Origin of the sequence: Stenotrophomonas sp. PvP093 (assembly GCF_017876915.1) — a bacterium.
GTDB classification, from domain to species: domain Bacteria; phylum Pseudomonadota; class Gammaproteobacteria; order Xanthomonadales; family Xanthomonadaceae; genus Stenotrophomonas; species Stenotrophomonas muris.
On sequence record NZ_JAGIOX010000004.1, the window covers coordinates 30,134 to 43,256 of the forward strand.

Consider the following 13,123-nt stretch of genomic DNA (forward strand, 5'->3'; position numbering starts at 1 on the left):
CCCGAACGCATGGCGGCGCCGATATAGCCATCGCTATACAAACCAGCCCTGCCTGCGCGTTTCGCTGGAAATGCGCCACGTGCGGATCGCGATGCTAAGCTTCGCGTCCCCTTGGGGAGTAGCCGGATTCCTTCGCAGGAATCGTCCACGTCAACATACTCGGCCAGTGCGCCGTGGCGTGGACAACCATGATGGTTGGCGAGACCAGCGGCCCGCGCGCGCAACGTCAGGTTGGGCGCGAGCGCAGGCCGTGCGTCCGTCCCAGCCCGACCTCAGCCACCGCCCATGTCCCCCATTTCGATCCTCCTGATCGGCTTTGCCATGTCCACCGATGCCTTCGCCGCTGCAATCGGCAAGGGTGCGGCCATGCGCAAGCCGGTGTTCCGCGATGCATTGCGTGCCGGCATCATCTTCGGCGTCATCGAGGCGATCACGCCCATCATCGGCTGGCTGCTCGGTCGGGCTGCCCTGCAATACGTCGAAGCCTTCGACCACTGGATCGCCTTCGGCCTGCTCGGCGCACTGGGCATCCACATGATCTACAACGGCCTGCGCCCCGACAGTGCTGAGGACGACGAAGATCCGTCGCAACACCACGGCTTCTGGAAGCTGGCGCTGACCGGTTTCGCCACCAGCATCGACGCGATGGCGGTGGGCATCGGCCTGGCCTTCATGGATGTACATATCGGCGTGATGGCTGCGGTGATCGGCCTGTGCACGCTGACCATGGTCACCGTCGGCATCATGCTCGGCCGCGTGCTGGGCAGCATGGTCGGCAAGCGTGCGGAGATCATCGGTGGCGTGATCCTGGTGATCATCGGCGCAACGATCCTGTACGAACACCTGCACGGCGTGGGGTAACGCCCGCCCCTGTAGAGCCGAGCCCATGCTCGGCTGCTTCACATGGCAGCCGAGCGTGGGCTCGGCTCTACATTGGAGCATTCGCCGACATGCAGCACGGCATTTCGCTGATGGAGAGGCTGTCATGCGTGCCATAGCCTCTTCGCATGGCCAGTCCCGCACTCCGCTTTGGTCGCTGGTCGCAGACCGGCAATGTCTACGCGATCACGGCTGTGACACGCGCACGCCGTCCCTGGTTCGACGACAAGGCCAATGTCGATCTGCTGATCGAAGCGCTGCGCACCGTAGAGCGGACGGGGCGGACCTCCTCCCTCGCCTGGGTGGTCATGCCGGACCACCTGCATTGGTTGGTCGAGTTGCGTACCGGAACGCTGGCCGGCTGCATGCAGATCCTGAAGTCCCGGAGTGGAAGATCCATCGCCAGGCGCGTTGATGCGAACGCACCGATCTGGCAGCCGGGGTACTACGACCATGCGTTGCGCAGCGATGAGTGCCTGCGCACGCAGGCGATGTACATTGCAGCCAATCCAGTGCGTGCTGGGCTGGCCACGCGCATCGGGGAATACCCCTATGTATGGAGTCGATGGCGGCTTTGGGGGTGATCGGTATTGAGGCCAAGAGCAGCCGAGCATGGGCTCGGCTCTACAGGGGCATCATGAAGGCTGCGGAGCCGAGCACATGCTCGGCTCCGCAGTCCGTTACGATCAATCTTCTTCCGGCGGCAGCACGATGGCGTCGTCGTCGATGGCCAGCTTGCCGGCCATCAGCACGGCCTGGGTGCGGTTGGTCACGCCCAGCTTGCGCAGGATGGCGGTGACGTGGGCCTTGATCGTCGCTTCGGAGACGTTGAGGTCGTAGGCGATCTGCTTGTTCAAGCGGCCGGCGCCCAGCATCTGCAGCACGCGGAACTGCTGCGGGGTCAGCTCGCGCAGGCGCTGGCCGACTTCGCGTTCTTCGCTGCCGGTGGGCGGCACGTTGTGCGCTTCCGGCGGTGCCCAGGTCTCGCCATCAAGGATGGTGCCCAGTGCGTGGCCGATGGTGTCCGAGTCGGCGGACTTGGGAATGAAGCCGAGCGCACCGTGGTCGAGCGCGCGGCGCATCACCGTGGCTTCTTCGCGCGCGGACACCACCACCACCGGCAGGTGCGGGTGCAGCGAACGCATGTGCACCAGCGCGTTGAAACCCTGTGCGCCAGGCATGTTGAGGTCCATCAGGACCAGGTCGGCGTCGTTGTGCTGGTCGGCCAGTGCATACAGCGCTTCCACGCTGTCGGCCTCGAACAGCTGCACGCCGGGGATGACCCGCTGTACCGCCCCGCGCAGGGCTTCGCGGAACAGCGGGTGGTCATCGGCAATCAGGAGGGTGGTCATGGTCGGGGGGAACCGTGGGGGGAAACTGCATGGGGCCAGATCCTACGGCGGTCAGAGCCCGTTCCTGGCGGAACGGGATCCGACCCCGGGAGCCGGCCCCGGGCCGTACGTCAGCGCACCTTGCGCTCGTCCACCAGCGAGGCCACCACCGACGGGTCGGCCAGGGTCGAGGTATCGCCGAGCTGGTCCGGCGCGTTCTCGGCGATCTTGCGCAGGATGCGGCGCATGATCTTGCCCGAGCGGGTCTTCGGCAGGCCCGGCGCCCACTGCAGGTGGTCCGGCGTGGCGATCGGGCCGATTTCCTTGCGCACCCAGGCGACCAGTTCCTTCTGCAGCTCGTCGCTCGGCGCCTCTTCGGCCACCAGCGTCACGTAGGCGTAGATGCCCTGGCCCTTCACGTCGTGCGGGAAGCCGACCACGGCCGCTTCGGCCACCTTCGGGTGCGAGACCAGCGCGCTTTCCACTTCGGCGGTGCCGATGCGGTGGCCGGACACATTGATCACGTCGTCAACGCGACCAGTGATCCAGTAGTAGCCGTCTTCGTCGCGGCGGCAACCGTCGCCGGTGAAGTAGCTGCCCGGGTAGGTGCGGAAATAGGTATCGATGAAGCGCTGGTGGTCGCCGTACACCGTGCGCATCTGGCCCGGCCAGGAATCACGGATGATCAGGTTGCCCTCGGTCGGGCCGTCCTGGACCTCGCCATCGGCATTGACCAGCGCCGGCTGCACGCCGAAGAAGGGCAGGGTGGCCGACCCCGGCTTGAGGTCCATCGCGCCGGCCAGCGGCGAGATCAGGATGCCGCCGGTCTCGGTCTGCCACCAGGTATCGACGATCGGGCAGCGGCTGTCGCCGACCACTTCGTAGTACCAGCGCCAGGCTTCCGGATTGATCGGCTCGCCGACGCTGCCGAGCAGGCGCAGCGACGCGCGCGATGTCTTCTTCACCGGCTCCTCGCCTTCGCGCATCAGCGCGCGGATGGCGGTCGGGGCGGTGTAGAAGATGGTCACCTTGTGCTTGTCGATGACGTTCCAGAAACGCGAGGTGTCCGGGTAGTTCGGCACGCCTTCGAACATCAGCGAGGTCGCGCCGTTGGCCAGCGGCCCGTACACGATGTAGCTGTGGCCGGTGACCCAGCCGACATCGGCGGTGCACCAGTAGACGTCGTCTTCGCGCAGGTCGAACACCGCTTCATGGGTGTAGGCCGCGTACAGCAGGTAACCGCCGGTGGTGTGCAGCACGCCCTTGGGCTTGCCGGTGGAACCGGAGGTGTAGAGGATGAACAGCGGGTCTTCCGCGTTCATGCGTTCCGGTTCGCAGGTGGACGGCTGGCTGTCCACCACATCGTGGAACCAGCGGTCGCGCGGGGCCTGCATGTCCACCGCGCCGCCGGTGTGGCGCACCACCAGCACGGTTTCAACCGTATTCGTGCCCGGCAGCTTCAGCGCGGCATCGACGTTGGCCTTCAGCGGAATCCTGCGGCCACCGCGCAGGCCCTCGTCGGCGGTGATGATCAGCTTGCTCTGGCAGTCGCTGACGCGGTCGGCGATCGAGTTCGGCGCGAAGCCACCGAACACCACCGAGTGGATCGCACCGATGCGCGCACAGGCCAACATGGCCACCGCGGCGTCGACGATCATCGGCAGGTAGATGGTGACGCGGTCGCCCTTCTTGACGCCGAGGTTGCGCAGCGCGTTGCCGAGGCGGCAGGTGCGCTCGTACAGCTCGCGATAGGTCACGTGCTGGGCCGGTGCATCCGGGCCGTCCGGCTCGAACAGCAGGGCGGTCTTGTCGCCGCGCGTTTCCAGCTGGCGATCCAGGCAGTTCACGCTGGCATTGAGCTCGCCATCTTCGAACCACTTGATGTGGAAGTCGGACAGGTCATAGCTGACGTTCTTGATCTTCGTCGGCTTGCGCATCCATTGCAGGCGCTCGGCGGCCTTGCCCCAGAAACCATCCGGGTCGGTCACCGACGCCTGGTACTGCTGTTCGTACGACGTCTTGTCGATGCGTGCCTTGGCGGCGAACTGCGGATCGACGGGGTAGATATCAGCCATGGCACCCTCACTTGCACGTTGACTTTGTATGTGCGGTCGCAGCATCGCAACGACCGATCCCCCTCAGTTTGCCCCATTCACCCCCGGCCGCGTCACCACCCTGGTTAGACCATGGTCGAAAGTGAGCGCCCAGCAGGGCCGGGTTCGACCAATGGCCAATAGCCGCTGTGCGCGAACGCCCCGCAGTCTCGGCTCGACCGTGCCCCACGCGCGGCATCACCTTGCCACTTGGGAGAGAGGGCAACATGAGCCACCGTACGTTGAAAGCCGTGCGCACACCTTTGGCGGCCTGCCTGTTGGTCGCCCTGGTCGCACCGGGCATGGCGTTCGCAGAGACCGCCAAAGAGAAGGCACTGGAAGCACGCGTTGCCGAACTGGAACGCCAGGTCCAGCTGCTGCTGTCTTCGCAGCAACAACAACAGACCCAGATCAGCCAGACCCAGCAGGCGGTGACCGAAGTGCGCACGGTGCAGGCCGGGCAGAAGCCGGTCGCCTCGGTGCCGGCGGGCAAGCAGCCGATCCAGGTCACCACCATCACTCCGGGCGCCGCGCCCGGCACCACGGTCAAGATCGGTGGCTTCATCAAGGCCGACTTCCTGGCCACCCAGACCAGCGATGGCCAGCTGGCCGACGACGCCACCGGCCGTTCGCTGTACCTGCCGGGCCAGACCCCGGTGGAAGGCGCCGGCGGCAGCGGCAAGCGTTCGGGCACCGACTTCAACGCCCACGCCAAGTTCTCGCGCTTCAACCTGGGCATCGACAACGTGAGCGAATCGGGCAACAAGGCCGGTGCGTTCTTCGAGATGGACTTCTTCGGCAACTCGCTGGGCAACCAGACCGCCACCAATACCTATGGCGTAACCCTGCGCCACGCCTACATGTACTGGAACAACTGGATGGCCGGCCAGACCTGGTCCAACTTCATGGACGCGGCCGCGCTGCCGGAGGCGGTCGACTTCGTCGGCCCCACCGACGGCGTGATCTTCGTGCGCCAGGCCCAGGTGCGCTACACCCAGGGCGGCTTCAGCGTCGCACTGGAAAACCCGGAAACCACCACCCTCACCGGTACCCGCAACCCGGTCACCGGGGCCTGGACCAACGCCAGCGCCAACTCCGACCGTGGCAGCCTGCCCGACCTGACCATGCGTTATGGCTGGAAGGGCGACTGGGGCACCTTTGGTGTCGGTGGCATCGTCCGCCAGTTGAAGGTGGACAACCAGGCCACCGGCGCGAAGGCCGACAAGGTGGCTGGCGGCCTGACCCTGGGCGGCAAGTGGGTGATGGGTGACAGCGATTCGCTGCACTACCAGCTGACCGGCGGCGAAGGCATCGCCCGCTACATCGGCCTGGGCATCACCGCCGACAGCGCCTACGACGTGGCCCGCGACGAGCTCAACCCGACCGGCGTGCTGGCCGGCTACGTGGGCTGGCGGCATGCGTTCTCGCCGAAGCTGCGCACCAACCTGATCTACGCGCGCAGCGACTACGACAACGACAGCATCCTCGGCCCGCTGGTGACCAAGAGCGTGCAGAGCATCCGCGGCAACATCTTCTATTCGCCGCTGCCCAAGGTCGATATCGGCGCCGAGCTGATGTACGGCCGCCGCGAAGTGGAGAACGGCAACAAGGGTGACATCACCCGGTTGCAGTTCACCACGAAGTACAGCTTCTAAGAGCGTGCCGGCCAGCGGCCGGCACCTACCGAGATGGGGTGCCGGCCAAGGTCGGCATCTACCGAGATGGGGTGCCGGCCAAGGTCGGCACCTACAGAGATTGTGTGCCGACCAACGGTCGGCACCCACCCACAACGATTGCTTCGGAGGGGAAGCGTCTTATGTCCAGCACTGCACCAGGCCCGCACCATGCGGCGGGCACCCTGACCAAGGGCCACAAGAAAGTCATCTTCGCCTCGAGCCTCGGCACGGTCTTCGAGTGGTATGACTTCTTCCTGTACGGCTCGCTCGCGGCCATCATCGCCAAGCAGTTCTTCAGTGGCGTCAATGAAACCACGGGCATGATCTTCGCCCTGCTGGCGTTCGCTGCCGGCTTCTTCGTGCGTCCGTTCGGCGCGGCCTTCTTCGGCAGCCTCGGCGACCGCATCGGCCGCAAGTACACCTTCCTGGTCACCATCCTGATCATGGGCATCTCGACCTTCCTGGTCGGCGTGCTGCCCAACTACGCCTCGATCGGTTTCGCCGCACCGGTGATCCTGATCATCCTGCGCCTGGCCCAGGGCCTGGCGATGGGCGGCGAGTACGGCGGTGCCGCCACCTACGTGGCCGAGCACGCGCCGGACGACAAGCGCGGCCTGTACACCAGCTTCATCCAGTGCACCGCCACGCTCGGCCTGTTCCTGTCGCTGCTGATCATCCTGGCCTGCCGCATGACGCTGGGCAACGAGGCCTTCGAAGCCTGGGGCTGGCGCATCCCGTTCCTGGTCTCGATCCTGCTGCTGGGCATTTCGGTATGGATCCGCCTGCAGCTGAGCGAATCGCCGCTGTTCCAGCAGATGAAGGCTGAAGGCAAGGGCTCCAAGACCCCGTTCCGCGACAGCCTGAAGGGGGGCAACCTGAAGCTGATGCTGCTGGTCCTGCTCGGTGCGGCGGCTGGCCAGGCGGTGGTCTGGTACGGCGGCCAGTTCTACGCGCTGTTCTTCCTCAGCAGCATGCTGAAGGTCGATGCCACCACCTCCTACCTGCTGATCGCCGCTGCGCTGGCACTGGGCACGCCGTTCTTCATCTTCTTCGGCTGGCTGTCCGACCGCATCGGTCGCAAGAAGATCATCCTGGCCGGCTGCCTGCTGGCGGCCATCACCTACATCCCGATCTTCAAGGGCCTGACCCACTTCGCCAATCCGGCCATCGAAGAAGCCCGCAGCAGCTCGCCGGCCCTGGTCGTGGCCGATCCGGCTACCTGCTCGTTCCAGTTCGATCCGGTCGGCCTGCGCAAGTTCACCAGCTCCTGCGACGTGGCCACCGCCGCGCTGACCAAGGCCGGTGTGCCGTACGACGTGCAGCCCGCCGCCGCCGGTTCGCTGGCGATGGTGAACGTGGGCAGCGCCAGCGTCACCTCGTATGAGGCCGCCGGCCTGACCAAGGAAGAAGGCAAGGCCAAGGCCGATGCGTTCGGTGCGGAACTGAAGACCGCCCTGACCACCGCCGGCTACCCGGCCAAGGCCGATGGCGCCCGCATCAACATCGCCGGCACCATCTTCATGCTGTGGCTGCTGGTGCTGTACGTGACCATGGTCTACGGCCCGATCGCCGCCTACCTGGTCGAACTGTTCCCGACCCGCATCCGCTACACCTCGATGTCGCTGCCGTACCACATCGGCAACGGCTGGTTCGGTGGCTTCCTGCCGGCGATCTCGTTCGCGCTGGTGGCCGGTACCGGCAACCTGTACTACGGCCTGTGGTACCCGATCGCGATCGCACTGATGTCGGTGGTGATCGGCGGCCTGTTCCTGCGCGAAACCAAGAACGTGGATATCACCAAGTAACCGGTGGGTTCCATGCAGTGAAGGAAAGGCCGCGGTGCAGACCGCGGCCTTTCTGCTTGTGGGGTGGTGACCGGGGTCGGATCCCATTCGCGCGCGAATGGGCTCTGACCCCTCGCGGTATGCAGTACACGCTGCAGCCTTGTGCGGTCGATCAACAGTCAGCTCTACCCGCCGTACAGTGCCCTTCTCTGCGAGGGAGTGACGTCAAAGATCCCCGCATCGATCAGCTTCCCGTAGTGGTCCCTGTTGCCTGGGCCTGGTGGGTCGCAGCGAAGCAGATTGTCGAGGGAACCATCGGGTGCATCCGAGGAACTCAGGCGGGCTGTGGCATAGTCCTCCGCAGTGGGACGCACCTCAGAGGGGTGCAGGTCAGGAAGGGCGGGAGATACCCAGGCGCCAGCGTCATTGAATTGCCCTCCACAGAATTGCCCGGTCTGACGCGCAAGCAGGCAACCGCTTCGTGTGTCGATGAAACCGCAGTACTGCCTTTCATGCAGAGAACGGCGTCCATCCGGCATGCCAACCTCACCGGATTCCACGTCAGTGACAAGCACATACCGACCGTCAGGGGACGTCGCCGGGTCGGTGTCGTACTCGAATAGAGAGTACGAGCGTTTGCGCGACGCTATGCGGCGCACCAGCTTGCCCTGTTTCATCACCGACAGGTTCCGGTAGCGTCCATTCTCCTCGCCGTCGTATCGCAAGGTGATGTTGCTGCGAGCGTGCACCCATCTCCCGCTGCCAGACTTCGCATCCTCTGTTGAAGCCGCTGCTGCGAGCACAGTGAAGATCAAGCTCAACAAAATCACTCTCCAGGAAACCGTCAATTTCAGGCGGGAGCATGTGATGGGCATCAGGGGCTGGTGGTGGTCGCTTCCGGGCATTCACCTTCCTCCGCCAGCTGCCGCGTCGAGAACTCCTTGATGCACAACAAGCGCTGTTCACTCTCATCGCCTGCCCGACCAATTTCTCTACGCAACTGGTCGACTCCCGGGCAGCGCGCAGCGCGAGCGACAACGAGGTTGCACAGAGGAACAAACGGGAAGTGCACCTGATGGCGTGGGATGTTCAGCCTTTTGTCCCAGGCCTCGAACGGAAAGAGCACATGTAACAAGCCATCTGCCGCTTCACCCTCGCTCGGTCGCGTGAGGGCGACATCCGGTGCATCCCTGAGCAAGGTGGCATGGGCTTCCAGAAAGCGACGGCCCCGACTGTCGTGCTCTGCTGGTGTCTCTGCTCGCCGCAGGGCCACGTAGTAGGGAAAGAGGCGCTCTGCATCAGGTGCGTTGCAGGTGATGCCACGTGGTTGCGACTGCGTATTGCCAGGACCCGCTGACCTACATGGGGTACGCTTCAGTCGCTCCTCCAAAGCAGCCAGCACCAGATCGATGGTGGCGCCAGAGGTGGGCTCACCGTCCAGCTCGCCCACAAGCGACGCCAGGCTGTCGCCCACCATCGCGACATACTCGCGCTTTGTATCCTGCGCGAAATGGCCATTGGGCGGCGGAGGGGCAGTCGACGCTTCAGACAGAGACAGTACTGCGGCCATCACGAGAGCCACCATCATCGATTGCACACCAGATCGCCAATGGAATCAGGCTGCAGGGCGATGGAGCACCACCTGATCACCTTGCGTCCCCTTCGTGAGGGAGTGAATTCCACTTCTACATCCAGACGGTCATCGTGTAAATCGAGTGCCTTGAAGTCGACCAATGCGAAGTCGCGATCAAATCTGGCTTCGCCGAGCGAGCAGATCGTCCGATCGCGCAGGAAGATGCCTGGATGACCGGGTTTCAGGTACTGGATCGTCAGGCACGGATTGTCCGCCGTCAGCACGTATCTGACCAGGAGATCGCCAGCTCTTTCCAATTCTGCATTTGTGACCTTTGAATAGTTGATGGGACGCGGTGCAGCTTTCACTGGCTCGTTCATCAGGGCAGCCGCTGCGCCGAACATCAGCAGAAGTGAAAGGTGCATCAGCAAACCAAATCTCCGATGTATCCGTGACGTATAGCGACTGAGCAATCCCGAACATTGCGGCCGGGTATGCGAAGGAGCGTGAAGTCGATCTCCAGATGAACGTGGTCATGCTTGAACTCAATGTTTTCGACTCCGACATAAGCGAAATCACTCGAGAACTGCCGCTTCCCAAGCGAACAAATCTCCTTCTGGCGGATGAGAGTGTCTAGAGATTCAGATTCGAAAAGTTGAATCGCGAAACACGGGGAACCAGAGATCTCTACATAGCGAGCCCAGTGTCCCTGTACCCTTGACGTCTTGGCCTTGACGACACGGGCGTAATCAATGGGTGGACTTGCTGCGACGGCAGGTCCTGCAATCAGAAGCCAGCCGGCCACGCATGCGGAGACTATTCGCATTCTTTCCAACATCTGGTTCTGGACAGTCATTACCCTGATGCTGGTGAGCCGGCTTGGCAATGAAAAAATACGAATCTACACATCAGTCCAGGATATGGCCGTATCGACGGGTGACGCATCCAGCCGCATCGTAGGCAAAGATCTATAGCCACAACAGCCGATATCTGACGCAAATAGCCCGAGTTCGCCCTGCTCATCCGTACGCCCCATAGCATGTGTGATTCATCGAATCGGATCGGGACATGCGCAGGGTACTTCTGGCAGCGATCATCACTGTCTCAGCGTCAGCGGCCGGCGCAGAAACGCATGTGGCTTCACAGGGAAGGTCTGGCTGTCCTGGAACAACGCCGTACCAAGCGCAACGTTGGTGACCTGCGATTGCAGTTGCACATCGCATGACAACTCAGGATGGCTTGTCGAGGCGCAACCGGAAGTCGACACCTATCGGGTACATCGAGTCTCTCGGAAAGGTTCTCAGTCCCACGGAGTTCCGTCGGGCTGGTGCGCGGATTCAGGACATCGTCTCGTCGCATCCGTGGTGTTCATTCACCAAACCGAGCATGCCGATGAATGCGATCTTTGCGACGTTGGTGAAGCAGCCCACGGAATCGGGCGATGAGCCTTACTGCTTTACGCCCCACTTCTTCGTAGGTGATCGGAATGTCCCCCTGAAGAGGATTCCAATGTCGGGCGCACAGTTCTCCGACGCGTCCGCAGCAGAATCAGCGCTGATCGCGCGGGAGGTCGAGTTCCTGCGTGACTGGAGGCGGGAGTTTGCGCCTGAGTAGGGCCTTGGTGCCCTCGGACAAGATACGAGGGCTATACTTTATGGAGTTTGAGTGATGTTTGTTTTGAAGCGCGTGGTGCTGGCATTTCTTGCCGGCCCACCTCTGCTCTTATCTGCTTACGCTGTGGATGCGAGTGCGATCTATGGCGTCAACCACACTCATTGGGCGATCAACCGGTTCAGTGTCGATGGCCGTTCAGCCGTTGACATCATTGGCCCATATCAAGATTGGGGTGGAGGTTGCTGCTACGGCGCACCAAAGCGCTGGTATCCGGGCCTGATGGTGCGGGTTGACTGGGAAACGGGTGCCGGAAGCTCGATAGATTTTCCTGGAACCGAAGACTGGGCCAAATTCTTAGCTTGGGAGAAGAAAATCCTGGCGCAAAAGCGCAGGCATAGCAAAGTCGTCGCCGTCCCGGATTACACCGATCAGAAAGTCTGTGGCATCACCGTGCATTTCTTGCCCTGCGATGAGATTCAGGTCACCACCTCCTGTTACTCCTACGGCAGCCCTGAGTACCCGATCAAAATTCCGCTGGAGTTGCCGGAGCCGCAGTCATGTCCGGCACAACGTACCGACCAGCAGAAGACGTAGTGATGGACGGGTTTGCATGCGAGGGTGAACGCATGCAAGGCGGTTGGGAGGTATCCCAATGAGACCCCGTGTCACGGCGTGAAGGTTGGCATGCGAGCCAAGCACGGCTCGACCCTACAATCGGCCCATGACCACCACCAAGCCAGCCGACCTTTCCGCCCTCCTGCACACCCTGCGCAGCGCCTGGCAGGCCCAGCGCCCCACGCTCGACCAGCGCGAAGCCGACCTGCGCCGTCTGCGCGAGGCATTGAAGCCGCGCCTGGACGAAATGGCCCAGGCCATCGCCGAGGACTTCGGGCATCGCGCCCACGTTGAATCGAAACTGGCCGATGGCATGAGTGTGCTGTCGGCCATCGACCACCTGCGGCGCCACCTGCGGCGCTGGTCGAAGCCGCAGCGGGCATCGGCGGGATGGAAGTTGTGGCCGGCGCGCGCGCAGCTGCGGCCGACGCCGCTCGGCGTGGTGGGGGTGATCTCACCGTGGAACTACCCGGTCACGCTGGCATTGGTGCCTTTGGCCACCGCCATCGCTGCGGGCAACCACGTGCTGCTGAAGCCTTCGGAACACACGCCGCGCACCAGCGCGTTCCTGGCCGATCTGCTGGCCAGCGTGTTCCCGCCCGATCGGGTGGCGGTGGTGCAGGGTGGGGCGGACGTGGCGGCGGCGGTGTCCTCGCTGCCGCTGGACCATCTGTTGTTCACCGGTTCGACGGCGGTCGGCCGCAAGGTGATGGCTGCCGCGGCTGAGCATCTGGTACCGGTCACGCTGGAACTGGGCGGCAAGTCGCCGGCGATTGTCTGTCGCGATTTCCCGCTGGACAAAGCCGCTGCGCGGCTGGCCACCGGCAAGTGGTTCAACGCGGGCCAGACCTGCATCGCGCCGGATTACGTGCTGATCGATACCGCGCGCCAGCGCGAGTTCGTACAGGCGCTGCAGCAGCAGGTGCGCGAGCGCTATGGCGACTTCAGCGATGCCGACGACTACACCCGCATCATCAATGAAGGCCAGTACCGGCGCCTGCAGGGCTACCTGGCACAGGCGCGGCAGCGCGGGGTGCCGGTGATTCCGCTGGCGCAGGTGGATGACGCGCGCGCCGACCGCGAGCGCCTGCTGGTGCCGACCGTGGTGCTGGACCCGCCGGACGACCTGGACCTGATGCGAGAGGAGATCTTCGGGCCGATCCTGCCGGTGCGGGCCTATCCGGATCTGGAGGCGGCGCTGGCCGACGTGCTGTCCCGCGACCGGCCGCTGGCGCTGTATCCCTTCAGCCACGACACGGCGACGGTGGAGCGCATCCTCGGCCAGGTGGTGGCCGGCGGGGTGACGGTGAATGACACGCTGCTGCACTTCGCCGCCGATGGCCTGCCGTTTGGCGGGGTAGGGGCCAGCGGCATGGGCGCGTACCACGGCCGCGCCGGGTTCGATGCGATGAGCAAGCGGCTGCCGGTGCTGTGGCAGTCGCGCTGGGCGGCCAGCGACCGGCTGCGGCCGCCGTATTCGAAGATTGCGGGGTTGTTGAAGCTGCTGCTTCGGTAGTGCCGGCCGCTGGCCGGCAACTGCAGGGTCTTGCCGACGGTT

At 63.9% G+C, this 13,123-nt stretch carries 10 protein-coding genes and 1 riboswitch; of the genes, 6 read left to right on the forward strand and 4 right to left on the reverse strand.

What is annotated here, in order from left to right:
- Positions 1–107 precede the first annotated feature (107 nt).
- Positions 108–197: riboswitch (yybP-ykoY riboswitch) on the forward strand.
- 88 nt (positions 198–285) lie between these two features.
- Positions 286–861 carry a manganese efflux pump MntP family protein gene (locus tag J3A72_RS02835; protein ID WP_032957840.1) on the forward strand — a complete coding sequence of 192 codons (576 nt, stop codon included), beginning with the start codon at positions 286–288 and terminating at the stop codon, positions 859–861.
- Between the two features lie 146 nt (positions 862–1,007).
- Entirely contained in the window at positions 1,008–1,463 is a 456-nt protein-coding gene (locus J3A72_RS02840) for a transposase (protein ID WP_032957838.1), read from the forward strand.
- A 102-nt stretch (positions 1,464–1,565) separates the two neighbouring features.
- Here the strand turns inward: J3A72_RS02840 and J3A72_RS02845 are convergent, their stop codons facing one another.
- On the reverse strand, positions 1,566–2,231 hold the full coding sequence (locus J3A72_RS02845; protein ID WP_006477308.1) for a response regulator transcription factor: 666 nt from the start codon (positions 2,229–2,231) through the stop codon (positions 1,566–1,568).
- Between the two features lie 110 nt (positions 2,232–2,341).
- Entirely contained in the window at positions 2,342–4,285 is a 1,944-nt protein-coding gene (acs, locus tag J3A72_RS02850) for an acetate--CoA ligase (RefSeq protein ID WP_014648892.1), read from the reverse strand.
- A gap of 245 nt (positions 4,286–4,530) precedes the next feature.
- Between acs and J3A72_RS02855 the strand changes: the two genes are divergently transcribed.
- Complete coding sequence (locus J3A72_RS02855; protein WP_032957835.1) at positions 4,531–5,958, forward strand: DcaP family trimeric outer membrane transporter; 1,428 nt, start codon at positions 4,531–4,533, stop codon at positions 5,956–5,958.
- A gap of 161 nt (positions 5,959–6,119) precedes the next feature.
- Positions 6,120–7,784 (forward strand): MFS transporter, encoded by a 1,665-nt coding sequence (locus J3A72_RS02860; RefSeq protein ID WP_014648890.1) that lies wholly within the window; start codon positions 6,120–6,122, stop codon positions 7,782–7,784.
- A gap of 853 nt (positions 7,785–8,637) precedes the next feature.
- Here the strand turns inward: J3A72_RS02860 and J3A72_RS02865 are convergent.
- Both J3A72_RS02865 and J3A72_RS02870 read right to left on the reverse strand, forming a co-directional pair.
- Positions 8,638–9,333, reverse strand: a complete 696-nt coding sequence (locus J3A72_RS02865; protein ID WP_140222890.1) for a hypothetical protein — start codon at positions 9,331–9,333, stop codon at positions 8,638–8,640.
- 14 nt (positions 9,334–9,347) lie between these two features.
- The gene (locus J3A72_RS02870; protein WP_140223331.1) at positions 9,348–9,767 is read right to left on the reverse strand and encodes a hypothetical protein; all 420 of its coding nucleotides are present in this window, start codon (positions 9,765–9,767) and stop codon (positions 9,348–9,350) included.
- 1,237 nt (positions 9,768–11,004) lie between these two features.
- On the opposite strand from J3A72_RS02870, the gene J3A72_RS02875 reads away from it, so the two are divergent.
- Both J3A72_RS02875 and J3A72_RS02880 read left to right on the forward strand, forming a co-directional pair.
- Positions 11,005–11,544, forward strand: a complete 540-nt coding sequence (locus J3A72_RS02875) for a DUF3304 domain-containing protein (RefSeq protein ID WP_075075849.1) — start codon at positions 11,005–11,007, stop codon at positions 11,542–11,544.
- Positions 11,545–11,671: 127 nt separating this feature from the next.
- On the forward strand, positions 11,672–13,081 hold the full coding sequence (locus J3A72_RS02880; protein WP_075075848.1) for a coniferyl aldehyde dehydrogenase: 1,410 nt from the start codon (positions 11,672–11,674) through the stop codon (positions 13,079–13,081).
- Positions 13,082–13,123 lie beyond the last annotated feature (42 nt).

Bases quoted from the DNA above. Each gene is read 5' to 3' on its own strand.
- J3A72_RS02880 (WP_075075848.1), top strand. From the start codon at position 11,672: ATGACCACCACCAAGCCAGCCGACCTTTCCGCCCTCCTGCACACCCTG.
- J3A72_RS02860 (WP_014648890.1), top strand. From the start codon at position 6,120: ATGTCCAGCACTGCACCAGGCCCGCACCATGCGGCGGGCACCCTGACC.
- J3A72_RS02845 (WP_006477308.1), bottom strand. From the start codon at position 2,231: ATGACCACCCTCCTGATTGCCGATGACCACCCGCTGTTCCGCGAAGCC.
- J3A72_RS02875 (WP_075075849.1), top strand. From the start codon at position 11,005: ATGTTTGTTTTGAAGCGCGTGGTGCTGGCATTTCTTGCCGGCCCACCT.
- J3A72_RS02865 (WP_140222890.1), bottom strand. From the start codon at position 9,333: ATGGCCGCAGTACTGTCTCTGTCTGAAGCGTCGACTGCCCCTCCGCCG.
- J3A72_RS02835 (WP_032957840.1), top strand. From the start codon at position 286: ATGTCCCCCATTTCGATCCTCCTGATCGGCTTTGCCATGTCCACCGAT.
- acs (WP_014648892.1), bottom strand. From the start codon at position 4,285: ATGGCTGATATCTACCCCGTCGATCCGCAGTTCGCCGCCAAGGCACGC.
- J3A72_RS02855 (WP_032957835.1), top strand. From the start codon at position 4,531: ATGAGCCACCGTACGTTGAAAGCCGTGCGCACACCTTTGGCGGCCTGC.
- J3A72_RS02840 (WP_032957838.1), top strand. From the start codon at position 1,008: ATGGCCAGTCCCGCACTCCGCTTTGGTCGCTGGTCGCAGACCGGCAAT.